General features: G+C 75.0%; 22 protein-coding genes. 10 read left to right on the top strand and 12 right to left on the bottom strand.

All coding sequences use genetic code 11. The features are described from left to right. Positions 1–156: 156 nt before the first annotated feature. Together RE027_RS16700 and RE027_RS16695 are read right to left on the bottom strand one after the other, a co-directional pair. Positions 157–1,431 carry an ABC transporter substrate-binding protein gene (locus RE027_RS16700; protein ID WP_368809416.1) on the bottom strand — a complete coding sequence of 425 codons (1,275 nt, stop codon included), beginning with the start codon at positions 1,429–1,431 and terminating at the stop codon, positions 157–159. Positions 1,432–1,588: 157 nt separating this feature from the next. Then, positions 1,589–2,722: an L-talarate/galactarate dehydratase gene (locus RE027_RS16695; RefSeq protein ID WP_368809414.1), complete on the bottom strand. Its 1,134-nt coding sequence runs from the start codon at positions 2,720–2,722 to the stop codon at positions 1,589–1,591. A gap of 186 nt (positions 2,723–2,908) precedes the next feature. On the opposite strand from RE027_RS16695, the gene RE027_RS16690 reads away from it, so the two are divergent. Both RE027_RS16690 and purU read left to right on the top strand, forming a co-directional pair. Further along, positions 2,909–3,784 (top strand): methylenetetrahydrofolate reductase, encoded by an 876-nt coding sequence (locus RE027_RS16690; RefSeq protein WP_368809413.1) that lies wholly within the window; start codon positions 2,909–2,911, stop codon positions 3,782–3,784. Next, positions 3,781–4,656, top strand: coding sequence for a formyltetrahydrofolate deformylase (gene purU / locus RE027_RS16685; RefSeq protein ID WP_368809412.1), 876 nt, complete (start codon positions 3,781–3,783; stop codon positions 4,654–4,656). The genes RE027_RS16690 and purU overlap by 4 nt, the downstream gene beginning before the upstream one ends. 96 nt (positions 4,657–4,752) lie before the next feature. On the opposite strand, the gene RE027_RS16680 is transcribed toward purU, so the two are convergent. Continuing rightward, positions 4,753–6,816, bottom strand: a complete 2,064-nt coding sequence (locus tag RE027_RS16680) for a bifunctional anthranilate synthase component I family protein/aminotransferase class IV (protein ID WP_368809411.1) — start codon at positions 6,814–6,816, stop codon at positions 4,753–4,755. A gap of 7 nt (positions 6,817–6,823) precedes the next feature. Further along, positions 6,824–7,543, bottom strand: coding sequence for a FadR/GntR family transcriptional regulator (locus tag RE027_RS16675; protein WP_368809410.1), 720 nt, complete (start codon positions 7,541–7,543; stop codon positions 6,824–6,826). Positions 7,544–7,759: 216 nt separating this feature from the next. Between RE027_RS16675 and RE027_RS16670 the strand changes: the two genes are divergently transcribed. Together RE027_RS16670 and RE027_RS16665 are read left to right on the top strand one after the other, a co-directional pair. Then, positions 7,760–8,080 (top strand): putative quinol monooxygenase, encoded by a 321-nt coding sequence (locus RE027_RS16670; protein WP_368809409.1) that lies wholly within the window; start codon positions 7,760–7,762, stop codon positions 8,078–8,080. 80 nt (positions 8,081–8,160) lie between these two features. After that, positions 8,161–8,958 carry an IclR family transcriptional regulator gene (locus tag RE027_RS16665; RefSeq protein WP_368809408.1) on the top strand — a complete coding sequence of 266 codons (798 nt, stop codon included), beginning with the start codon at positions 8,161–8,163 and terminating at the stop codon, positions 8,956–8,958. A gap of 25 nt (positions 8,959–8,983) precedes the next feature. On the opposite strand, the gene RE027_RS16660 is transcribed toward RE027_RS16665, so the two are convergent. Further along, positions 8,984–10,582, bottom strand: coding sequence for a GMC family oxidoreductase (locus tag RE027_RS16660; protein WP_368809407.1), 1,599 nt, complete (start codon positions 10,580–10,582; stop codon positions 8,984–8,986). Further along, entirely contained in the window at positions 10,579–11,193 is a 615-nt protein-coding gene (locus RE027_RS16655) for a hypothetical protein (RefSeq protein ID WP_368809406.1), read from the bottom strand. The genes RE027_RS16660 and RE027_RS16655 overlap by 4 nt, the downstream gene beginning before the upstream one ends. Before the next feature lie 109 nt (positions 11,194–11,302). Here RE027_RS16655 and RE027_RS16650 point away from each other — a divergent pair, with 109 nt between their 5' ends. Then, complete coding sequence (locus RE027_RS16650) at positions 11,303–11,764, top strand: GNAT family acetyltransferase (protein WP_368809405.1); 462 nt, start codon at positions 11,303–11,305, stop codon at positions 11,762–11,764. A 14-nt stretch (positions 11,765–11,778) separates the two neighbouring features. Here RE027_RS16650 and RE027_RS16645 read toward each other — a convergent pair whose 3' ends face one another. Further along, entirely contained in the window at positions 11,779–12,705 is a 927-nt protein-coding gene (locus tag RE027_RS16645; RefSeq protein ID WP_368809404.1) for a DUF5996 family protein, read from the bottom strand. A gap of 129 nt (positions 12,706–12,834) precedes the next feature. Between RE027_RS16645 and RE027_RS16640 the strand changes: the two genes are divergently transcribed. The 5 genes from RE027_RS16640 (at position 12,835) to RE027_RS16620 (ending at position 17,674) form a co-directional block, all read left to right on the top strand. Next, the gene (locus tag RE027_RS16640) at positions 12,835–13,182 is read left to right on the top strand and encodes a UBP-type zinc finger domain-containing protein (protein WP_368809403.1); all 348 of its coding nucleotides are present in this window, start codon (positions 12,835–12,837) and stop codon (positions 13,180–13,182) included. A 111-nt stretch (positions 13,183–13,293) separates the two neighbouring features. After that, on the top strand, positions 13,294–14,799 hold the full coding sequence (locus RE027_RS16635; protein ID WP_368809402.1) for an MFS transporter: 1,506 nt from the start codon (positions 13,294–13,296) through the stop codon (positions 14,797–14,799). Positions 14,800–14,906: 107 nt separating this feature from the next. Then, a complete protein-coding gene (locus RE027_RS16630) occupies positions 14,907–15,074 on the top strand; it encodes a hypothetical protein (protein ID WP_368809401.1) in 168 nt (55 codons plus the stop codon). Next, a complete protein-coding gene (locus RE027_RS16625) occupies positions 15,071–16,240 on the top strand; it encodes a PQQ-dependent sugar dehydrogenase (RefSeq protein WP_368809400.1) in 1,170 nt (389 codons plus the stop codon). The genes RE027_RS16630 and RE027_RS16625 overlap by 4 nt, the downstream gene beginning before the upstream one ends. A 252-nt stretch (positions 16,241–16,492) precedes the next feature. Continuing rightward, positions 16,493–17,674: a glycosyl hydrolase family 8 gene (locus RE027_RS16620; RefSeq protein ID WP_368809399.1), complete on the top strand. Its 1,182-nt coding sequence runs from the start codon at positions 16,493–16,495 to the stop codon at positions 17,672–17,674. 39 nt (positions 17,675–17,713) lie between these two features. Here the strand turns inward: RE027_RS16620 and RE027_RS16615 are convergent, their stop codons facing one another. From RE027_RS16615 to RE027_RS16595, 5 genes are read right to left on the bottom strand one after another with little or no spacing between them, the layout of a single operon-like run. After that, on the bottom strand, positions 17,714–18,763 hold the full coding sequence (locus RE027_RS16615; RefSeq protein ID WP_368809398.1) for a siderophore-interacting protein: 1,050 nt from the start codon (positions 18,761–18,763) through the stop codon (positions 17,714–17,716). Further along, the gene (locus RE027_RS16610; RefSeq protein ID WP_368809397.1) at positions 18,760–19,686 is read right to left on the bottom strand and encodes an ABC transporter ATP-binding protein; all 927 of its coding nucleotides are present in this window, start codon (positions 19,684–19,686) and stop codon (positions 18,760–18,762) included. The genes RE027_RS16615 and RE027_RS16610 overlap by 4 nt, the downstream gene beginning before the upstream one ends. Next, positions 19,683–20,759 carry a FecCD family ABC transporter permease gene (locus tag RE027_RS16605; protein ID WP_368809396.1) on the bottom strand — a complete coding sequence of 359 codons (1,077 nt, stop codon included), beginning with the start codon at positions 20,757–20,759 and terminating at the stop codon, positions 19,683–19,685. Before RE027_RS16605 ends, RE027_RS16610 begins: the two co-directional genes overlap by 4 nt. Continuing rightward, positions 20,756–21,841: a FecCD family ABC transporter permease gene (locus RE027_RS16600; RefSeq protein WP_368809395.1), complete on the bottom strand. Its 1,086-nt coding sequence runs from the start codon at positions 21,839–21,841 to the stop codon at positions 20,756–20,758. Before RE027_RS16600 ends, RE027_RS16605 begins: the two co-directional genes overlap by 4 nt. Before the next feature lie 13 nt (positions 21,842–21,854). After that, positions 21,855–22,949, bottom strand: a complete 1,095-nt coding sequence (locus RE027_RS16595) for an iron-siderophore ABC transporter substrate-binding protein (RefSeq protein ID WP_368809393.1) — start codon at positions 22,947–22,949, stop codon at positions 21,855–21,857. Between the last annotated feature and the right edge of the window lie 164 nt (positions 22,950–23,113).

Below are 23,113 nucleotides of genomic sequence, written 5' to 3'. Positions count from 1 at the left end.
GCATAGCTCACAGCAGACATGGTTCAGGCCTCTTTCCCGGCAGGCACGTGCCGGACGATCCGAAGGAGAAGGGGTGGCGGTGGCCCGCGGGCTGCGGGCCGGGTGGAACCGCGGGCGCCGGACGGTGTGCCGGCCGGCGCCCGCGGAGCGTGCGGGTCAGCTGATCGCCGACTCCATCTCGGAGACCATGCTCCGGGCGGCGTCCTCGGGGCTCGACCGGTCGAAGGCCACGTCCAGCTCGTAGCGGTAGAGGATCTCCTGCAGGGTGCTGAAGCCCAGGGGCGGGACCGGCATGGGGTCGCCGAGCTCGGGCTGGATCTCCTCGATGAAGTCGGCGGCCACGGTGTCCGCCTCGCTGAGCTCGGGGACGACCGCCTCGCGCACCGACTGGTTGGCGGGCAGGCCGCGGTCGGCGAGGTTGAGCTTGCCGGCCTCCTCGCTGTTGACCATGAAGTCGATGAACTTCTTGACCTCCTCCGGGTGGTCGGTCCGGGCGGAGCCGGACATGAACATGGCCGACTTCTGGAAGAGCTGCGCGCCGCCCTCGGAGCCGTCGGTGCTCGGGAAGCGCAGCGGGACGAACTGGTTTCCGGACGCCGAGTTCAGGGCGCTCAGCTGGTTCGTCCACCACATGCTCATGGCGGACTTGTTGGTGCCGGCCAGCGACTGGTCCGGGCCCGGGTTCTGGTCCTCCGTGATCACGGAGGCCGGGGGCAGGGCTCCGTCCTCGACCAGCTGCTTCTGCAGGCTCAGGTACTCCGCCGCGTCGGCCTCCTCGAAGCCGAGCTCGCCCTCCGGGGTGGTCAGCTCCTTGCCCTGCTGGCGCAGCCACATCTGGAACCCGGCCGGCTCGTTCGGCGCGCTCGCGCCGTAGGCGTCCGTCTTCTCGGTGATCTCCGCGGCGGTGTCGGAGAAGTCCTGCCACGTCCACGTGCTGTCGTCCGGCAGCTCGACGCCGGCCTCCTCGAAGAGGGCCGGGTTGGCCATGATCGCCATGATGTTGACGCCGGTGGCCACGCCGAAGAGGCCCTCCTCGGTGCGGCCGCTCTCCACGACGTCCTCGTCGATCTCGCTCACGTCCACGTCGGAGAGGTCCAGCAGCGCGCCGTTGTCCGCGTACTCGCGGATGTACTTGTCGTCCATCTGGATGATGTCCGGGGCGTCGTTGGAGGCCGTCTGGGTGGCGAGCTTGTCCCAGTAGCCGGTGAAGTCGCCGTACTCGCCGGTCACCGTGATCCCGGGGTTCTGCTCCTCGAAGGCGTCGATGATCTCCTGGGTCTGCTGGTGGCGGGTGTCCGAGCCCCACCAGGCGAAGCGGAGTTCGACGTTGCCGTCGTCGGTGGCGCCGTCGGCGCTGCCGCAGCCGGTGAGGGCGAGGGCCGACACTGCGAGGGCCGTGACGGCCTTGGCGAGAGGTCCGGTTCTCTTCATGCTGTTCGTGTCTCCTGGGTCGGGTGCGAGTACTGGAAAGCGTTTTCCAGAGCGTAGCTGTGATACAGCTCACGGGTCAAGGGATGACATGAACTTCTTCGGGCGTGTTGCCGTCCGCGCCCGGACCGCGGGCTCCGGGCGCGGGGGCTGCCCCCCCCTAGGCGCTGCCGAAACCGATGGTCTCGGTGGTCCAGGCGCGGGCCTGCTCGCTCAGCGTGATGCCCAGACCGGGCCGTGCGGGGACCAGCATGCGACCGTCGCGGGTCTCGAGGCGCTCCTCGAAGAGCGGGTCGAGCCAGTCGAAGTGCTCCACCCACGGCTCGCGCGGATAGGCGGCGGCCAGGTGCAGGTGGATCTCCATGGCGAAGTGCGGCGCGAGGTCCAGGCCGCGCTGGTCGGCCAGTGCGGCCAGCCGCAGGAACTGGGTGATCCCGCCCACCCGCGGGGCGTCGGGCTGGATGATGTCGCAGGACCGCGCCTCGATGAGCCGCACGTGCTCGGCGACGGAGGCGAGCATCTCGCCGGTCGCGATCGGCGTGTCGAGCGCCGCGGTGAGCCGGGCGTGGCCCTCGGTGTCGTAGGCGTCCAGCGGCTCCTCGATCCAGGTCAGGCCGAACTCCTCGAGCCGCCGGCCCATGCGCAGGGCGGTCGCGCGGTCCCACTGCTGGTTGGCGTCGACCATCAGGGGCACCCCGGTCCCGATGTGCTCGCGCACCCCGGCCACGCGCCGCAGGTCCTCCGCGGAGTCGGGCAGCCCCACCTTGATCTTGATTCCCCCGATGCCCGCCTCGAGGGAGGCGCTGGCGCGGTCCTTGACCTCCTCCAGGGAGGCGTTCAGGAAGCCGCCGGAGGTGTTGTAGGTGCGCACCGAGTCCCGGTGGGCGCCCAGCAGCTTGGCCAGGGGGAGGCCCGCGCGCTTGGCCTTGAGGTCCCACAGCGCCACGTCGATCGCGGCCAGCGCCTGCGTGGCCACGCCGGAGCGCCCCACGGACGCGCCGGCCCACAGGAGCTTGTCGTGGACGCGGGCGATGTCGTTGGGATCCTCGCCGATCAGTCCCTCGGCCACCTCCTTGGCGTGCGCGTACTGGGCCGGGCCGCCTGCGCGCTTGGAGTAGCTGAAGCCCACCCCGGAGTGCCCCTGCTCGGTGGCGATCTCGGCGAAGAGGAAGACGACCTCGGTCATCGGCCGCTGCCGGCCGGTGAAGACCTTGGCGTCGGAGATCGGGGTGCTCAGCGGCAGCGTCGCGGTGGACAGCTGCACGTGGCGGACGGCGTCCGGGGTGTAGGTCATGGTGGGTCCTCACGGGTCGGGTGCTGGGTGGACAGAATGAATAGTACAAGTAGACAACTTGTATGACTAGAAGGGGGCACGGCCCGGAGGGTCTCTGTGCATACTGGGGGAGACCTGCCGAGCCGGTGCGGGCGCCCCGCCCGCGGGCATCCGGCGGGCGGGGCGCCGTGGAGAGGACGGGGACCGATGCCGATCAGCACGCCCACCGGGAGCCCGGCGGCCGTGGGGCTGCTCACGGGCTTCTCGCTGGAGATGACGGGCCGGGACGTCCCCGCCCTGCGCGAGGCCGCCCCGCAGATCCCCCGGGGCACCCGGATCAACGTCACCTTCCTGGGCCACGAGGACCCGGCGCTGCGCCTGGCCGCCGCCCGGGCGGTGCGCGAGCACGGGTTCGTGCCGGTGCCCCACATCTCCGCGCGGCGGCTGCGCTCCCCGGGGGAGCTCGAGGAGTTCCTGTCGGATCTCGCGGAGGCCGGTGCCGCCGAGCAGGTCCTCGTCGTGGGCGGGGACCCCGGGGCCCCGGAGGGCCCCTACGAGGACTCCCTCGCCGTCATCCGCACCGGGATGCTCCAGCGCCACGGTGTGCGCGGCGTGGGCATCGGCGGTTACCCGGAGGGCCACCCGGCGGTCGACGACGACGTCCTGTGGTCGGCCCTGGTGGCCAAGACGGCCGCCCTGCGCGAGCAGGGCCTCGAGCCCACGGTGATCACCCAGTTCGGCTTCGACATCCGCCCGGTGCTGGCGTGGCTGGCCGAGGCCCGCCGTCGCGGGGTCGACGCCCCGGTGCGGATCGGCGTGCCGGGCCCGGCAGGGGCCAGGCGCCTGCTCGGCTACGCACGCCGCTTCGGCGTGGCGACCTCGGCCGGGATCGTGCAGAAGTACGGCCTCTCCCTCACCCACCTGCTGGGCACCGCGGGCCCCGACCGCTTCCTGTGCGACCTCGCCGAGGGCTACGACGCCGGGGTCCACGGGCCGGTGCTGCTGCACTTCTACACCTTCGGCGGGCTGGGGGCCACGGCCGCGTGGATCCGGGAGTTCGGCGCGCACGGGGCGGCGTCATGAGGCCCGCGCCGCAGTCCATGCTGCTCCCGCACCACGCCAGCCTCGTGGTGCACGGCCGCGACCAGCCGGGCATCGTGGCCGTCGTGACCTCGGTGCTGGCCCGGCACGGGGCGAACATCGTCGCGCTCGACCAGCACTCGGACGACCCCGCGGGGGGCGCGTTCTTCCAGCGCACGGTCTTCCGCCTCGACAACTACGTGGCGTGCCACCCCGCCCTCGAGGCCGACCTCGGGGCGGCCCTCGCCGAGGGCTTCGAGCTGCAGTGGCGGCTCACCGACCTCGCCGTGCCCCGGCGCGTGGCGATCTTCGCCTCGAAGTCCGACCACTGCCTGCTCGACCTCATCTGGCGGCAGCGCCGCGGCGAGCTGCCCATGACCATCTCGATGGTCGTCTCCAACCACCCGGACATGGCCGAGGACGTCCGGGGCTTCGGCATCCCCTTCTTCTACGTGCCCACCGGGGACAGGGCCGCCGCCGAGGCGGAGCACCTGCGCCTCCTGCAGGGCAACGTCGACCTCGTGGTCCTCGCCCGCTACATGCAGATCCTGTCCTCCCCGTTCCTCGCCGGGGTGGGGGTCCCGGTGATCAACATCCACCACTCGTTCCTACCGGCCTTCATCGGCGCCGCGCCCTACCGGAAGGCCAAGGAGCGGGGCGTGAAGCTCATCGGCGCCACCGCCCACTACGTCACCGAGGACCTCGACGAGGGCCCGATCATCGAGCAGGACGTGGTGCGGGTCTCGCACCGGGACTCCGGCCGGGAGCTCGCCCGGCGCGGCGCGGACGTCGAGCGCCAGGTCCTCGCGCGCGCCGTGCTGTGGCACTGCCAGGACCGCGTCATCCGCCACGACCGCCAGACCATCGTCTTCTGAGCCGTTCCCCGGCGAGCCGTTCCCGCGACCGGTGGTCCGTGCCGGTGCTCCGCGCCGGTGGCGCCCGGCAGCAGGCGTCACCGGCCGGGCCGGGGCTCAGCCCAGGAGCCGGCGGAGGGAGTCCAGGACCGGGCCCGGCGCCCACCGGCCGATGCCGTCCACGGACCCGACGGGGTGCACGCCGGCGACCGAGTTGGTCACGAACACCTCCGTGGCGGCGGCGAGCTCCTCGAGGCGCAGCGGGCGCTCGTGCACGTCGGCCCCCGTCCGCCGCAGGGCCTCCAGCGCCCGGGCCCGCACCACCCCGGGCAGGATGCGCCCGTCCGCGGGCGGGGTCAGCACGGTGCCGCCCAGCACCGCGAAGACGTTGGCGCGCCCGGTCTCCAGGACCGTGCCGTCGGCGTCCACGAGCAGCGGATCGCAGCTGCGCGACCACAGCCCCGGCTCCGGTTCGTGGGCGAGCACCCGCCGGTCCGCCCACTTGTGCCCACCCAGGCCGCCGGGCAGCCGGACGGGGACCAGCCGCCACGGGGGCACCGGATCCGGCGGGAGGGCCGTGGCCGTCACCCGCACGTCCAGGGCGCCCTCCGGGGCGGGCACCGCCGTGATCCGCAGCCGGTGGGGACCGGCCAGCCGGGCGGCGTGCTCCCGCACCTCGTCGCGGACGGCCGGCGGCAGCTCCGCGCCGTAGCAGACGAGGCAGCTGGCGCCGAGGCGGCGGAGGTGGGCGTCGAGCTCGACGGGCCTGCCCCCGTCCACGCGCAGGGTGGTGAAGACGCCCTCGGCGGGCAGCGGGGCGTGGGACGGCAGCGCCGGCAGCTCGGGTGTGCCGTGGCGGTCCCAGTCCTGCCGCAGAGCGGCGTCCAGCTGGGCGCCGACGGCCTCGAGCAGCGGCACCGCCTTGACCAGGGTCTCGTGCGCCTCGTCCGCCGGGTCCGAGTCGGCCACGATCCCGCCGCCCACACCGAGGCGGACCCGGCCCCCGGTGAACTCGAACGTGCGGATCGCCACGTTGAGCACGAGCCCGCCCGGCCCGGCGCAGCCGACGGCGCCCGTGTAGACCTCGCGGCCGGCCGGCTCGAGCGCGTTGATGATCTCCATGGCCCGGATCTTGGGCGCGCCCGTGCAGGAGCCGGGCGGGAAGGTGGCCCGCAGCAGGTCGCCGTCGCCGAGGCCGGGGCGCAGCTGTCCCTGGACGTCCGCCACCAGGTGGTGCACCCCGGTGTGGGGCTCGACCCGGGGCACGGCCGGGGCCCGCACGGAGCCGGGCACGCACGCCCGGGAGAGGTCGTTGCGCATCAGGTCCACGATCATCACGTTCTCGGCGCGGTTCTTCGCCGAGGCGTGCAGGTCCGCCGGGTCGCTGGCGGCCGGCGCGGTGCCCTTGATGGGGGAGGTCAGCACGGTGCGCCCGGTGCGGCGCAGGAACAGCTCCGGGGACAGGCTGGCCACCGCACCGCCCGGCAGCCGCAGGAAGGCGGCGAAGCGCGGGGCCAGCCGCTCGTGCCCGGCGCAGAACAGGTCCAGGGGATCGCCCTCGAAACCGGCCTCGAGACCGCGGCAGATGTTGGCCTGGAAGATGTCGCCGTCCCGGATGTGGCCCAGCGCGGCGGCCACCGCAGCGGCGTGCCCGGCCGCGGAGGCGTCCGCGCGGAAGGGACCGCACCGGTAGGGCGCCGGGCCGCCCGGTCCGGCCAGGGCGTGGCGGACGACCTCGCGGGCGGCAGCGGTGCGGGCCGGGTCAGCCCCGGGCCACCGGTCGAGCACCCAGTCCCCGCGGCCGGCCCGGCGGCGCAGCACGTGGTCGTAGAAGCCCAGGTGGTGGTCCGGCAGCCGGGCCGGACGCGGCGGGGCCGCCGGGAGGAGCTCCAGCCGCCGGGACAGCTGGTAGCCCAGGTACCCGATCCAGCCCAGGCCGGTCGTCGGCGCCGCGCCGGAGATCTCCGTCGGCGCCGCGCCGGGCACGCCCGGCGGCACCGTGTCCAGGGCGGCGAAGGGGTCCTCGTCCTGGCTCAGCACGTGCACGGGCCGGAAGCCGATCAGCGCGTGACCGCCGTCCCAGTCCCCGAACAGCGCCACCAGCCCGGGCTGGTCCCGCAGGGCCCGCAGCATCCCGACCGGCGACACGGACGCGCCGGCGACCACCTCGTGCTCGCTCATCCCGCGCTCAGCCTTCGCTCGGGGCGGTCGTGCGGCGCACCGGGCTGCCGGCCTCGGCCTCCAGGCGCCACAGGGAGTTCGCCAGGTGCAGGCGCATGGCGGCCGACGCCGCGAGCGGGTCGCCGGCGCGGATCGCGTCCAGGACCGCCCGGTGCTCGGCCAGCACGCGGGCCGTGCGCCCGCCGCCGGTCCCGGCCGCGCCGTCGAGCCGGCGCGGCGGCATGGTGATCATGGCCGGCCCGAGGCCGGTCAGGGCGTCGACGTAGTAGGGGTTGTGGCTGGCCTCGGCCACGGTCCGGTGGAACTCGAAGTCGTGCTCCAGGGCGGCGGCCGGGTGGTCGGCGTCCTGCTCGGTGCGCAGCAGCGACTCCTCCATCCGCGCGAGCTGCTGCTCGTCCCGGGCGGTGGCGGCCAGGGCCGCGGCCTCGGACTCCACCCCCGTCCGGAACGCGAGCAGGCTGCGGCGGTCCCGGAGCGTCCGCACCGGCCGGCCCGCCGGTGCGGACGCCGCCGGAGGGGTCAGCGCGAAGCTTCCGCTGCCCCGCCGGGTGTGCACGAGACCCTCGGCCTGGAGCCGGGCGACGGCCTCCCGGACCACCGTCCGACTCACCCCGTGCTCGGCGATCAGGCTGCTCTCGCTGGGCAGGCGCTCGCCGGGGGCGATGCGCCCGTCGACGATGCGTGCCCGCAGGTCGTCCACGAGGGCGGCGGTGAGGTTGCGGCTCATGGGTCCATGATCGCATCCGGGCGGCAGTCCCTGCCGACCACGGACCGAACCCCCGGCGCGACCGTCCCGGCCACGCCGGTCCGGGCCCGCGGGACCCCGCCCGGCCACCCCGGTTATCGGTCCGCGATAACCTTCCTTGGCGGGCCGGGCCGCGGACCGCGACACTGGCCAGGAGGACCCCGGGTGCCCGGGGCGTCCGCCGAGAAGGGAGCAGGGATGATCTTCATCGTCGTCAAGTTCAAGGTGAAGCCGGAGTGGTCGGAGCGCTGGATCGACTTCTCGCGGGAGTTCACCGAGGCCACCCGCAACGAGCCGGGCAACCTCTGGTTCGACTGGTCCCGCAGCGTGGAGGACCCGAACGAGTTCGTGCTCGTCGAGGCGTTCCAGGACGACGGCGCCGGGCCGCACGTGAACAGCGAGCACTTCCGCACCTTCACGGCACAAGCGCCCCAGGCGCTCACGGAGACCCCGCAGATCATCAGCGAGCAGATCTCCGCCGAGGGCTGGAACCGGATGGGCGAGATCACGGTCGAGTGAGCCCCCTGCGGCGCCGACGGCCCGGGAGCGGCGCTCCCGGGCCATTGGCATGTGCAACCCCGCACGTGACAATGTGAGGCATGACCACACATGAGGCCGGGCTGGCCTCCGTCCAGAAGGCCTTCGCGCTGCTCGACGTCGTGGCGCGGGACTCCCGGGGCGCGACCGCCAAGGACATCAGCGCCGCGCTCGGGATCCCGCTGCCCTCGGTCTACCGGCTGCTGCAGACGCTCGTCGCCTCCGAGCACGTGGTCCACCTCCGGGACCAGCGCCGGTACGGGCTGGGCTACAAGGTGCACGCCCTCGACACCTCCCTGCGCCAGCAGGTCGGCACGCCCGTCACGGTCCGGCGCGCGGTGCGCGAGCTGCACGCGGCCGCCGACGCCGCCGCCTACTTCGCGGTCTACCGCGGGGACGCCATCGTGGTGGCGCACGTGGTCGACTCCCCGCACCGGCCGCGGCTCGACCCCCTCGACTTCGGGTTCACCGACGCCGCCCACGCCACGGCCTTCGGCAAGATCCTGCTCTCCCGGATGGACCACGACGAGGTGTCGGAGTACCTGGACCGCCACGGCATGCCGGGCCTGACGGAGCGCACGCTCCGCACCCCGGAGGCCCTGCAGCGCGAGCTCCGGCGGGTCCGCGCCGAGGGCATCGCCGTGGAGCGGGAGGAGTTCGTGCCGGGCGCGTCCTGCCTGGCCGCGCCCGTGGTCGACGCCGCGGGCCGCACCCTCGGGTCCGTGGCGGTGTCCCTGCGGCCCCCCGACTTCGAGCGGCGCCACCGGGTGATCGCCCCGGTGCTCCGGGACGCCGCCGACCGCGTCGGCCGGGCCCTGCGCGCGGGCGGGGGCTACCCGGCCGGCCCGGAGGCCGGCTGAGCAGCCCCGCAGCCCGGGGCGGCCGCTACAGGTGGCGGCCCGCCAGCTGCTGCGCGATGTACTCGGCCTGGCGGACGGCCAGCGCCACGATCGTCAGCGTGGGGTTGGCCGCCGCCCCGGTGGTGAACAGCGAGCCGTCCGAGACGAACAGGTTCGGCACGTCGTGGGTCTGGCCGAACGCGTTGGTCACCCCGTCCTCCGGCCGCTCGCTCATCCGGGCCGTGCCCATGTTGTGCGTGGCCGGGTACGGCGGGGTGTGGTGCGTGGAGACCGCGCCCACGGACTCGTAGAGCAGGGAGGCCTGCTGGTAGCCGTGGTTGCGCATCGCGACGTCGTTGGGGTGGTCGTCGAAGTGCACGTTGGGCACGGGCAGGCCCAGGTGGTCCGTGACGGCCGTGTTGAGCGTGACCCGGTTGGTCTCCTGCGGCATGTCCTCGCCCACCACCCACATCCCGGCCGTGTTCTCGTAGCCGTCCAGCAGGGCGGTGAAGTCCGGGCCCCAGGACCCGGGGTCCACGAAGCTCGCGAGGAACGCCGGGCCCAGGGAGATCGTCTCCATGTAGTACCCGCCGGCGAACCCCCGGTCGACGTCGTGCCGGGACTCGTCCGCGACGATCCCGGCCATCGTCTCGCCCCGGTACATGCGCACCGGGCGGTCGAACTGCGCGTAGACCGAGCCGGTGGTGTGCCGCATGTAGTTGCGGCCCAGCTGCCCCGACGAGTTCGCGAGCCCGTCCGGGAACAGCGGGGACCCGGAGAGCATCAGCAGCCGCGGCGTCTCGATCGCGTTGCAGGCCACGGCCACGACCCGGGCCTTCTGCCGCTGCACCTGCCCGTCCCCGTCCACGTAGACCACGCTGTCGACGAGGCCCTGCTCCGTGTGGGTGATCTGCACGGCGTGGCAGTCCGGGCGCAGGTCGAGGTGGCCGGTGCGCAGCGCCTTGGGGATCTCCGAGACGAGCGTCGACCACTTGGACCGGTTCTTGTCGCCCTGGAAGTTGAACCCGTCCTGGATCGAGGCCGGGCGCCCGTCGTACGGTTCCGCGTTCGTCCCGTAGGGGCCGGTCGCGTAGTGCCGGTAGCCGAGCTTCTCCGCGCCCGCCGCGAGCACCTTGTAGTTGTTGTTGGCGGGCAGCGGCGGGCGGCCGTGGCGGTGGGTGCTGCCGATCTTCCGCTCGGCGCGGTCGTAGTACGGGGCCAGGTCCTCCAGCGTGATCGGCCAGTCCAGGAGGTTGGCCCCGTCGACGCGGCCGTAGACGCTGCGCGTGTGGAACTCGTGGGCCTTGAACCGCGGGGTCGCCCCGGACCAGTGCGTGGTGGTCCCGCCGACGGCCTTGACGATCCACGCCGGGAGGTTGGGGAAGTCCCGGGCGATCCGCCAGGACCCGGTGGTGGTCCGGGGGTCCAGCCAGGCCATCTGGTGGAAGGCCTCCCACTCGTCGTTGACCCAGTCCTCGCTGGTCAGGTGCGGCCCGGCCTCGAGCAGCACCACCTTGATGCCCTTCTCGGTCAGCTCGTGAGCCAGTGTCCCGCCGCCGGCGCCGGAGCCGATGACGACGACGGCGGAGTCGTCGTCGAGCTCGATCCGGGCGGAGTGCTGCTGGTCCTGGGGTGCGGCGGTCATGCGGTCTCTCCGGTCTCGACGACGTCCGACCCCTTGAAGAGGTCGCTGAAGGGCTTGTCGGTGGTCTCGGAGGCGCCCTGCTGGTCCAGGTTCCATCCCTCCTTGGGGGCGGCGGTCGTCACCCGGTAGCCGAGGGGCCCGCACTCGGGAAGCTCCTCCTCGGACTCCTCGACGCGCGGGTCCGGCAGCCAGTCGAGGTCGTCGAAGCCGCGGTGCAGGTAGCCGCCCTTCGAGAAGGACTCGCCCTCGTAGCCGAGGGCCTGCCACACCTCGGGGTCGTCGTAGAAGTGCAGCACGGTGGTGCGGCGGACGAAGCCGAAGAACTCGAGGTCGGCGATCCGCCGGAGGACGTTCAGGGCCGCCTCGTCCGGCAGGTCCACGAACGGCTCCTCGCTCAGCGAGTTGAGGGTGAGCAGCCCCTGGGTCAGTGCCATGCGGAACCAGGTGGAGCTCTCGGCCTCGGCCACGATCTTCTCGGTCATCCGTTCGTACGGCCCGTCGGGGAGCTGCGGATGGGGGAACGCGACCCGGATGACGCGCGTCAGGGTGCGCTTGGCCTCGTCCGTCAGGGCGAGAGCGTTCAGGGCGGAGTACTTCGCGGGATAGACCATGGGTCTCCTCCTCGTCGGCGGTGCCGGGTGTCACCAACGAGTGTGAGTCAGATCACCAGCGCGGGCCAGAGGTGTTATCGCGGAGCGAGAACGCGCGCCGCGTGAGAGCATGGGCCCGACGAAGGAGGCCCCCGTGATCGTCGACCGGCTGCCGGAGCACCTGCGCGAGGACGCCGTGTCCCTGTGGCAGGAGGCGGGGCTGACCCGCCCCTGGAACGATCCGCGCGCGGACCTGGACCGTGCCCTGGAGGGGCCCTCGTCCACGGTGCTGGCCGCTCTCGGGGAGGACGGGCTCGTGGGCACCGCCATGGTCGGCCACGACGGGCACCGGGGGTGGGTCTACTACGTGGCCGTCCGGCCCGCCCACCGCGGCCAGGGCCTGGGCCGGGCGCTGATGGCCGCGTGCGAGCAGTGGGTGGCCGGGTGCGGCATCCCCAAGATGCAGCTCATGGTCCGCACCGGCAACGCGGGCACGCGGGCCTTCTACGAGCGGCTCGGCTACGCCGTCCAGGACACCGTGGTGCTCGGCAGGTTCTTCGACGCCGAGCGCCAGGCCCAGCAGAGCGGCTGAGCCCGGCCCGCCGCTCAGACCCGCGGGTCGGTGACCCCGCCCGGGCAGTCGAAGCGCGTGTAGTCCCACGGGCTGCGGCGCGCCCCGGCCCGGTAGGCGCTGTCCCAGAACTCGAGGACGGCGCCGTGCGGGTCGGGCAGCGCCCGGGCGTCGTCGTAGCGCAGGACCGCCAGGTGGCTCCCCCCGCGCTCGGCCCACCGCGCCGCGTCCGGCCGGAGCGGTTCCCCGGAGAGCCCGTCCGGCTCCGGGGCGGTGTAGGAGTAGAAGGCCGGCTCGGGGAAGGCGTCGTCGCCGAACCAGAACCCGGAGCTGATGACCTCCCGGGAGTAGGCCTCCCCGGTGACCGCGTCCGCGCCGGCCGGGACGTCGGCGGAGGTGTCGGCGAAGCGGGTCACCGCGATGTCGAAGGTGTGCCAGAAGTGGTGCACGGGACTGGTCTTGCCGGACCACTCGCCGGCGAACTCCTCGAGCAGCAGGTTCACCTGCCCCAGCACCTGCCAGTACCGGGTGACCGCGGCGGGGTCGTAGGCGGCGTGCTCCGTGTCGTCGGCGAACGGGCGTCCGGAGTCGGGCAGGTCGAAGGGGTAGGGGTGGGCGATGCCGACCTCCACCCCGGCGGCCTCCAGGGCGTGCAGCAGGCGGGCGTGGAACGCGGCCACGGACAGCCCGGGCAGGGAGAAGGAGTGCCGCACGCCGGTGGCCGTGCTCAGGTCGAGGCGGTGGTCGAGGAGGTCGAAGTCGATCGCGAACACCGGGTCCCGCCCCATCGGGCGGGTGGTGAGACCACGGCCGGTGAGGTGGAACGGGACGTTCCACCAGTGGTTGCGGCGGGGGGCGGCCGCGAGCCGCACCTTGCCCACCACCTGGGCGAACCGGTGCAGGGTGTCCCGGGTCTCCCACCAGGACGAGTAGGGCATCTCGGGGAACGCGGCATCGGTCATGAGGGCCTCCTGAGCCCAGTGTGCGAGGAGTTCGTCGTCAGATCCAGGGGTGTTCGCGGACCGGCGGAAGTGCGACAGTGGTGCCGGACGCCGTGGAGCGCGGCGTCCGGCGACACGGGGGTGGTCGGGATGGCCGAGGACGACGTCGACGTGGGCGCCGGGCCGAGCGGCACGGGGTGCGCCGAGTGCCTGGCGGGCGGCGGCTGGTGGGTGCACCTGCGCCGGTGCGCCCGGTGCGGCCACATCGGCTGCTGCGATTCCTCGCCGGCCCAGCACGCCAGCGCCCACCACCGGCAGACGGGCCACCGGTACGTGCGCAGCTTCGAGCCGGGGGAGTCCTGGTACTGGGACTACGCCACCGGATCCTTCGTGCAGGGCCCGGAGCTCTCCCCGCCGCAGCACCGCCCGGAGGAGCAGCCGGTGCCCGGCCCCGAGGGCGCCGTCCCCGTCGACTGGCGCCGGCGCATCCACCGCTGACGTGGTGGCCGGCACCGCCGCGGCCGGTGCCGCGGAGCCGGGCGCCGACCGCGGCGCCGGGGCAGCGGGCGTCCGGCGCTCCCCGTGTCCCCTCCTGCCGGGCACCGTGCCGTGACCGGCCCGGCCGGACCCGGCGGCCCGCCGGAGCTGCTCTCCTGGGGCCGGCCCGGCGCCCGGTGGGTGCTCGCGGCGACCGTCCTCGGCTCCGCGCTGTCCTTCCTCGACGCGACCGTCGTCAACATCGCCCTGCCCTCCCTCGGCGCCGACCTCGGGGCGGGAACGGCCGCGCTCACCTGGGTCGTCAACGCCTACGCCCTGACCCTGGCCGCGCTCGTGCTCCTGGGCGGCGCCCTGGGGGACCGGTACGGCCGGCGCAGGATCTACCTGCTGGGGGTGACGGTCTTCGCGGCGTCGTCGGCGCTGTGCGGCCTGGCCCCGGACGTCACGGTCCTCGTGCTCGCGCGGGCGGCACAGGGCGTGGGCGGCGCGCTGCTGACCCCCGCCGGGCTGGCGATCCTGCAGGCCTCGTTCGCGCCCGAGGACCGGGCCCGGGCGATCGGCGCCTGGTCCGGCCTCACCGGGGTCGCCGCGGCGGTCGGGCCGTTCGTCGGCGGGTGGCTGGTCCAGGTCGCGAGCTGGCGCTGGGTGTTCCTGATCAACCTGCCGCTCGCGCTGGCGGTCGTCGTCATCAGCCGGCGCTGCGTGCCCGAGTCGCGGGGCTCCGGGACCGGTGCGCGGCCGGACGTGCCCGGCTCCGCGCTGCTGGTGCTGGCGCTCGGCGCGCTGACCTGCGGGCTCACCGCGGCGGCCGAGGCCGGTCCCGGCGCTCCCGTCCCCGTGGGCCTGCTCGCCGGGGGCCTCCTGCTGCTCGCCGGGTTCCTGCTGTGGGAACGCCGCGCGCCCGCTCCGGTGCTGCCGCCCGCGCTCCTCGGGGAGCGCCTGTTCGTCGTCGTCAACCTCGCCACTTTTTTGGTCTACGCGGCCCTCGGCGCCCTGTTCTTCGCCCTGGTCGTCACCCTGCAGGTCGTCGCCGGGTTCTCCCCTCCGGCGGCGGGGCTGGCCCTGCTGCCGGTCACGGTCCTGATGCTCCTGTTCTCGTCCCGGGTGGGTGCGCTGATGCGCCGGACGGGCCCCCGGGCCCTGCTGACGGCCGGTCCGGTGCTCGCCGCGGCGGGCGCCGCGCTGCTCGGCCGGCTGGGCCCCGGGGCCGGCTACGTGCTCGACGTCCTGGTGCCGGTCACGGTCTTCGGGGCCGGGCTGACCCTGCTCGTCACGCCCCTGACGGCCACGGTCCTCGCCGCCCTGCCCGAGGGGCGGGCCGGGCTGGCCAGCGGGGTGAACAACGCCGTCGCCCGGACCGGGGGCCTGCTGGCCGTCGCCGCCGTTCCGTTGGTCGGCGGGCTGGAGGGCGGCGGACTCACCGATCCCCAGCGGGTCGGGGAGGCGTTCGCGGTGGTCGCCCCGGTCTGCGCGGGACTGCTGCTCGCGGCGGGCCTGCTCTCCGCGCTGCTGGTGCGCTCGCCCGGCACAGAGAGCGGGCCGGCACGAGGTGGTCCCGCACCGGCCCAGCCACCAGGGAAATCAGGAAGATCCGGTGGCTCCGGCCCATCCTACTGAGCAGCCGGTAACGGTTCACCACTTGATTTTTCCGGCAGGACGTGGCCGCCGCGGGGTACCGCCGAGGTCCCGGGTGGAGGATGCTGGGCGGTGGAGAGGAGCACACCGTGGGGAACCGGGACGCGCGGGGGCAGTGGGGCGTGGTGGAAGCCGTGCCCCGGGACGCCGTCAGCGGCGTCACCGGGGAGGCCCGCACCGCCAAGGACGGCGCCGGCCCGCTCGTGCCCGCCGCCGGCAGGACCCGTCCGGAGCACCGGAACGGGCGGCGCCCATGAGCCCCCGCCGGGCCGCGGGGGCCACGGCGTGCGCCGCGGTGCTGCTGCTGAGCGCCTGCACCGTGGGGGACGCCGGTCCGGTCGACGAGCAGCTGGGCAGCCCGGCGGCCGCCCCGGACCTGCAGGTGCAGGTCGTCGTCGACGGTCTGCGCCACCCGTGGGACGTGGCCCTCACCCCGGACGGCACCGCTCTCGTCACGGAGCGCGGGGGCCGGCTGCTCGCCCACGACGAGCGGGGCACCCGGGAGGTCGAGGCCGACCTGGATGACCTCTTCGTGGGCAGCGAGGCGGGGCTGATGGGGGTGGCGGTGTCCCCGGACTTCGGGCGGACCCGGGAGATCGCCCTGTGCCACGCGACGCAGACGGACGACGGCAGGCCCCGGGACGTCGGGGTCACCCGCTGGCGGCTCGACGAGACCGCCGGGGCGGCCGAGCGGACCGGGACGGTGGTCGACGGGCTGCCCCTCAGCTCCGGCCGGCACAGCGGCTGCCGGCTGCGCTTCGCCCCGGACGGCACCCTGCGCGTGGGCACCGGGGACGCCGCCGAGGGGGAGAACCCGCAGGACCTCGGCTCCCTGGGCGGCAAGACCCTGCGGCTCGGCCTCGACGGCACGGTCCCCGAGGACAACCCGTTCGCCGACCGGCCGGGGAGCGCGGCCGCCGTGTACACCCTGGGCCACCGCAACGTGCAGGGCCTCGCGGTGCAGCCCGGCACGGACACGATGTGGTCCGCGGAGCACGGCCCCGGCCGGGACGACGAGATCAACGTCCTGCGCCCCGGCGGCAACTACGGGTGGGACCCGGCGCCCGGCTACGACGAGTCCGTCCCGATGACCGACCGGGAACAGTTCCCGGACGCGGTCGAGGCGGCGTGGTCCTCCGGACGCCCGACCGTCGCCGTCAGCGGCGCCGCCTTCCTGGAGGGTCCGCAGTGGGGGGCGTGGGACGGGGCGCTCGCCGTGGCGGAGCTGAAGAACACCGGCGTGGGGGTCCACCGCGTGGAGGGCTCCGAGATCACGGGCACCACGCGGATGGAGGAGCTGGAGGACGACTACGGACGCCTGCGCTCCCTGACCCTCGACGACGACGGCGCGCTGTGGGCGACCACCGCCAACGGCGACGACGACGCCGTCCTGCGCATCACCGCCCGGGCCGCGGGGAGCTGAGCGGCCACCGCGTTGTGCCGCGATCCGCCACGGCGACCCTCCGTGTCGGCCCGGGGCCCGGCGGCGCGCCGTGGCGCGTCCGTGCCGTTCCCGGCGCGCCGGCTCCTGTTGACTGGCTCCCGGCAGTGTCCCCCCATCTGCCCACACCGCCCACCGCGCTCCGTGGGCCGGAACCGACCTCGTCGGCGCGACCGGCAGGGTGCCTCCAGCGCCCCGCAGCCGTTGCGCCGTACTGTGAGCAGAGAGCCCCCCATGCACCGTCGTACCCTTCTCGCGCTGGGCGCCGCCCTCGTGACCGCCCCGGCCGTCGTGCCGATCACCCCTGCAGCGGGAGCCGCCGTGCTGAGACCGACCGCCACCACGCAGCGGCAGATGGACGCCTCCGTCCGCGCCCTGTGGCACAGCTGGACGACGCTGCTGCGCCCCGACCCGGCCCGCGGCTGGTGGGCCGTCCGCGCCGACGCCCAGAACGGTGCCAACGCCTACGTCGCCGAGGGGCAGGGCTACGGGCTGATGCTCTGCGCCCAGCTGGCCCCCGCGGACCCGCGGGCGCGCGCCTACTTCGACGGGATCACCCGCTACGTCCTGGACCACCCCTCCCGGATCGACCCGGGCCTGCACGCCGCCGAGCAGAACGACCGGATGGTCTCCCACCACGGCGGGGACAGCGCCACCGACGGGGACCTGGACATCGCCATGGGCTGGCTGATGGGCCACCGGCGGTGGGGGTCCACCGGCACCCACGACTACCTCCGGCTGGCCAGGGAGCGCATCGCCGCCGTCAAGCGCTCCCTGATCTCTCCCACCACCGGGCTCCTCGAGCTCGGCGACTGGTCGAACGGGGCGTGGGAGTCCGTCTCGCGCCCGAGCGACTGGATGATCGGGCACTTCGGGGCGTTCCACCGCGCCACCGGGGACGCGAGCTGGGGCGCCGTCCGGCACCGCCACCTGGCGGCGATCCGGCGGCTGCAGTCCGTGCACGCGCCCCGGACGGGTCTGCTGCCCGACTTCACGATCGGTCCGCCCTCGACGATCGCACCTGCTCCGGCCCACACCCTGGAGTCCGCCCACGACGGGCACTGCTACTACAACTCCTGCCGCGTGCCGCTGCGGCTGGGCGCGTCCCGGCACCCCGAGGCCCGCGCCGCCGCGGCGCGCATCTCCGGGTGGGCGAGGACGAAGTGCGGGGGCGATCCCGCCCGGCTGCCCACCGGCTACACCCTGGGCGGGGCGACCCTGCCCGGCGGGTCCTACCAGGACCTGGCCTTCATCGCCCCCCTGGCCGTCGGCGCCCGCTGGGGCGGCGACCAGGCGTGGCTCGACGCCCTGTGGCGCCACCTCGCCGCCCGCACCGAGCTCACCGGCTACTACCCCAGCTCCCTCCAGCTGCTGTCCATGGTGAACGTCTCCGACACCTACGCCCTGAACCCCTGACACCCACGGCGACCGGGCGGGCGGTGCCCGGCACCGGGCTCAGGACTCCGCCTGGCCCTGCCGCCAGTAGCCCATGAAGGAGACGTGGTCCTTGGGGATGCCCGCGGCGTCCACGCACAGCCGGCGCAGCGCCTTGACCGTGCCGGACTCCCCGGCCAGGAAGACGTAGGGGACGTCGGCGCGCCCGGGGGCCGCCACCGACCAGGCGCGGGGCTCCTCGGGCCGCTCGCTCGCCCGCAGCGGCGCCGGGGCGTGCTGCCCGCGCTGCGGGCGCCGGCCCGCCAGGACGTCGTCCACGGCCCCGCCCGGGAGCTCCAGCAGGCGGGCCAGCCGCGCGGCGGCGCGGTGCCCGTGCCCCACGGGCGCCCCGCCCCCGGCGCGGGGGAGGACGTGCAGGCGCACGTCGGGCAGCTCGGCGGGCAGGCGGTGGACGGCGACGTCGTCGCGGTGCGGCACCTCGAGCACCACGTCGAGGCGGGGGCGGGTCCCGTCCGCGGCGGTCTCGTGGGGCGCGTCCGCGAACTCCTCCGCGACGGACATGAGGGCCGGGGCCGCGGTCTCGTCCCCGACGGCGAGCACGTGCTGCGCGCCGCCGTGGTCCCAGGCCGCCCACGGCCGCTCCTGCGGTCCGGGTCCCAGCAGGTACACGCGCTCGCCGGGGGCCACGGCGGCCGCCCACCGGCTGCCGGGCCCGTCCTGGCCGTGCCCGCTGTGCACCACGACGTCGATCACCAGCTCCGGCACCACGATCCCGCAGAAGGTGGTGCGCCGGACGCCGCGCACGGTGTAGGTGCGCATCCAGCCGCGCTCCTCGGCGGGGCGGGCGAACCAGCCCTCCCGCAGGCCCAGGGAGAGGTCCGCCCGCTGGGGCTCCCGGCCGGGCGGCGGGACGAGCAGCTTGATGTAGGCGTCCCGGCACCGGGTCAGGTCCCCGGCCCCGAGCAGGGCGGGGGAGAGGCCGCCCAGTTCCGGTCCCGCCAGGGTGATGCGGCGGAAGGACGGGCACAGCTGCGTCACGGACGTCACGGCGGCCTCCACGCAGAGCACGGGGGCGGCCGGGGTGGTCTCGGGGGTGCGGGTGACGGTCACGGCAGGTTCCTCACGGTCTCGGCGGGAAGGAGCCCCGGTGCGGGGTCCAGGGCCACGGGGTCGGCGGGCGGTGCGGGGTGCGAGCCCTCCCGGGCCCGCCCGCGGGGCAGGACGACGGGCCGCCCGCCCACGGGGTCCCGGGCGACGTCGGCGCGCAGCCCGAACACCTCGGTCAGCAGCTCCGGGGTCAGCACCTCGGCGGGGGAGCCCACGGCCACGATCCGCCCCGCGGCCATCGCCACGAGCCGGTCCGCGACGCGGGCGGCCAGGTTCAGCTCGTGCAGCACGGCCACGACGGTGGCCCGGCCCGGCCCGTCCGGGTGCTCGAGCCCGCGCAGCATGTCCAGCAGGTCCACCTGGTGGGCCAGGTCCAGGTAGGACGTGGGCTCGTCGAGCAGCATCGTCCGCGCCCGCTGGGCCAGGGACAGGGCGATCCAGACCCGCTGGCGCTGCCCGCCGGAGAGCTCCTCGACGGGGCGCCCGGCCAGGGCGGTGAGCTCGGTGAGCTCCATGGCCCGCGCCACGGCCGCGTCGTCGTCGGGGGAGGGTGCGCCCCACCAGCGGCGGTGCGGGTGCCGCCCGCGCTCCACGAGCTCCGCGACGGTCAGCCCCTCCGGCACCACCGGGGACTGCGGCAGGAGGCTGACCGAGCGGGCGTACGGGCGGGCGTGCCACTCGCGCACGCCGCGGCCGTCGGCCTCGAGCGTCCCGGCGAGCGGCTTGAGCTGCCGGGACAGGCCCTTGAGCAGCGTCGTCTTGCCGCACCCGTTGGCGCCGATGAGCACGGTGGTGCCGCCGTGCGGGATGTCCAGGTCGACCTCCCGCACCACGGCGCGGTCGCCGTAGCCCAGGGACAGCCCGCGCATCCGGAACGCCGGGGCGTCGGCCGCGGGATCCGCCACGGCGTGCAGCTCGGGACTCATGCCGCTGCTCCTCTCCGCTGCCGCACGAGCAGCCACAGCATCACGGGCGCGCCCACGGCCCCGGTGACCACGCCGGCGGGCAGCTGCGTCCCGGTCAGCAGGTCCGAGCCCACGGAGTCGGCGGCCACCACGACGACCGCGCCCACGAGGGCGCACGCCAGGATCGAGGTCCGTCCGCGGGTCAGGGCGGTCGCCACCGGGGTGGACATCAGGGCCACGAAGGCCAGCGGGCCGGTCGCGGCCGTCGCCGCGGCGGCGAGCAGCACGCCCACCCCCAGCGCGAGGGCCCGGCTGCGGCCCGGGTGCGCTCCCAGCCCCGCCGCCAGCTCGGGGCCGAGCTCGGCAGGCTCGAGCGCCCGGTGCACGGCCACGGCTGCGGGCACCGCCAGCAGCAGGCAGGCGCCCAGCACGGTGATCCGCTCCCACGTGGCCGCGCTCAGGGAGCCCGCGGTCCACACCGCGGCGTCCTGCGCGGAGTTCAGGGCCAGCCGCGTCAGCATGGCGGCGGTGACGGCCTGGGCCAGGGCGGCCACGCCGATGCCGGCGAGCAGGAACCGCTCGCCCACGATCCCGCCGCCGCGCAGGCGCACCGAGGCGGTGGCGATGAGGGCCGCGGCCAGCAGCGCACCGGCCAGGGCGGCCCAGGACACGGCAGTGCCCCGCAGGCCCCACAGCGCGGTGCCGGCCACGGCTCCCGCCGCGGCCCCGTAGGTGATGCCCAGGATGTCCGGGCTGGCCAGGGGATTGCGCAGCACGCGGCGGAACAGCGCCCCGGAGCAGCCCAGGGCGAGCCCGGCGAGGACGCCCAGCACCGCGCGCGGCAGCTTCTCCTGCAGGACGATGAAGCTCGCCCCGGGGATGCGCTCGCCCGCCAGGATCGCGAAGAAGTCGGGGATCGTCACGGTGTAGCGCCCGAGCAGCACGCGCACGGTCAGGGCCGCGAGCAGCGCGAGGGCGAGCAGGGCCACGGCCCGGCGGGTGCGCCGGGCGCGGGCGCGGCGCAGCTCCCGGAGCGCGTCGGCGGCGCCGGTGTCCTCCGGGGCGGCCGCGGGGGCGAGCAGGGTGCCGGTCACAGGGTCACGCTCCGTCCCCGGCGCAGCAGCACCAGCAGCACGGGCACGCCGAGGACCACCGTGGTCACGCCCACGTGGATCTCCTGCGGCGGGGTGAGCACGCGCCCCAGGACGTCGGCCAGCAGGAGCAGCACGGGCCCGAGGACCGTGCTGAACAGCACGATCCAGCGGTAGTCGCCGCCGAGGAAGCGGCGCACCGCGTGGGGGACGAGCAGGCCCACGAAGGCGATGGGTCCGGCCAGGGCGGTCGCGGAGCCGGAGAGCAGGACCACGCCCACGAAGACCAGCACGCGCTGCAGGCCGAGGTCCACGCCGAGCCCGTGCGCGAGCTCGTCGCCCAGGGCCATGGCGTTGAGCCCCGAGGAGCCGCCCAGCACGAGGAGCACGCCGAGGAGCACGAGCGGGGCCACGGCGGCGAGGTCGGTGCTCTCGGCGCGGGCGACCGAGCCGATGCTCCAGAACCGGAAGCGGTCCAGCACCGCGGGCAGGGACAGCACCACGGAGGTGGTCAGCGCGGTGAAGCCGGCGTTGACGGCGGCGCCGGACAGGACGAGGCCCGCCGGGGTGGGGGAGCCCCCGCCGAGCAGGGAGGAGCCGAAGACGAGGACGGCGGCCACGGCGGAGCCGGCGAGGGCGAGCGCGGTCAGCTGCCAGGTCGCCACCACGCCGAGCCAGCCGATGCCGAGCACCACGGCGCACGAGGCGCCGGCGGTCAGGCCCAGGAGGCCCGGGTCACCCAGGGGGTTGCGGCTGACGCCCTGCATCCCGGCGCCGGCCACGGCGAGGCCCGCTCCGACGAGCACGGCGGTCAGGGTCCGCGGGATCCGGCTCTGCACCACGGCGGCGTCGATGCCCAGGCCGGCGGAGAGCTGGGACCAGCCCCCGTCCAGCAGGGCGGCGGGCAGCCCGGTGAGCACCGAGACCACCGTGGCCGGGTCCACCGGACGGGCGCCCCAGAACAGGGACGCCGCCGCGGAGAGCCCCAGGAACGCGAGGGCGGCGAGCAGGGCGGGGCCCCGGCGCCGCACGGGGGCGCCGGGGACCGGAGGAGCGGCCGGGGCGGCCGTGCTCGTGCTGCTCACCGGGACCGGGACCTCACCGGCCGCCGGCGGAGGCCGCGGCGATGTCCGGGAGCACGTTCTCCAGGGCCCACGGGATGCTCAGCGGGGAGGCCGCCGAGACCGAGAGCACCTCCTGCTGGTCGCTCTGGAGCACCAGGGCGTCGTCGGCGACCGCGGGGACGCGGCTGAGCAGGGGGTCGTTCTCGATGGCCTCGCGCACGCCCTCGTCCTCGGCCCAGCTGACGAAGACGTCGGAGGTCAGCTCGTCGGCCCGCTCCGGGGACCAGGTGATGTAGAACTCGTCCTCCTTGCCCTCGGCGGCCTCCGCGACCGCCTCGGACTGCTCCATGCCGAGGGACTCGAGGAACTTGGGGCGGTTGTCCACCGCGGTGTAGGCGAAGATCTGGTCGGCCGCGGACGGGTCGAGCGTGCCGTACACGAAGGACGTGCCCTCCAGCTCCGGGTGCTCGGCGGCGGCGTCCGCGAGCTGCTGCTCGACGTCCGCCACGACCTCCGCCGCCCGCTCCTCCCGGCCGAGGGCCTGGCCGATGAGCTCCGTGGAGTCCTGCCAGGACGTCCCGTAGGCCACGGCGTCCTCGGGGTAGGCGACGACGGGGGCGATCTCGGAGAGCTTGTCGTAGTCCTCCTGCGTCATCCCGGAGTAGGCGCCCAGGATGACGTCGGGCTCCAGCGCGGCGATCGCCTCGAAGTTGATGCCGTCCGTCTCGGAGTAGGTCTCCGGGGCCTCGGCGCCGCACTCCTCCAGCGCGGCGTCGAACCAGTCGGTGGACCCGTTCTCGTTGGCGCCGAAGTCCAGGGCGGGCATCCCGACCGGGACGACGCCCAGGGCGGTCGCGACCTCGTGGTTCGCCCAGGACACCGTGGCCACCCGTTCGGGGGCCTGCTCGATCGTGGTCTCGCCGAACTCGTGCTGCACGGTGCGGGGGAACTCGCCGGTGGCCTCCTCCGAGCACGTGGTGCCGGCCTCGGCGGCGGTCCCGCCCGTGGCCCCGGTGGAGCACCCGGTGAGCAGCAGGGCCCCGGTGGTGAGCAGGGCGGCCGGTGCGAGGGCGCGGCGGGCGGGGAGCAGGGGGTGCGGAGCGCGGAGAAGCAGAGAGGCCACGGCCACCCTTTCGGACGTCGACGGCCGGGCCGTCGGTGCGGAAGCGGGTTAGGCAAGGGTTGCCTAACCACAAGACACGGCTCACCCTAGGGCGTGACCCGAGGAATACGCAACACGGGCATGATGTAATCGCCGCGACGATGTGGTTAGGTAAGCCTTGCCTCAGTTCG

Source organism: Kocuria sabuli, assembly GCF_040981185.1.
Taxonomy (GTDB): Bacteria; Actinomycetota; Actinomycetes; order Actinomycetales; family Micrococcaceae; genus Kocuria; species Kocuria sabuli.
The sequence above is the reverse complement of the archived record's forward strand: the minus strand, read 5'-3'. Positions and strand labels throughout refer to the sequence as shown.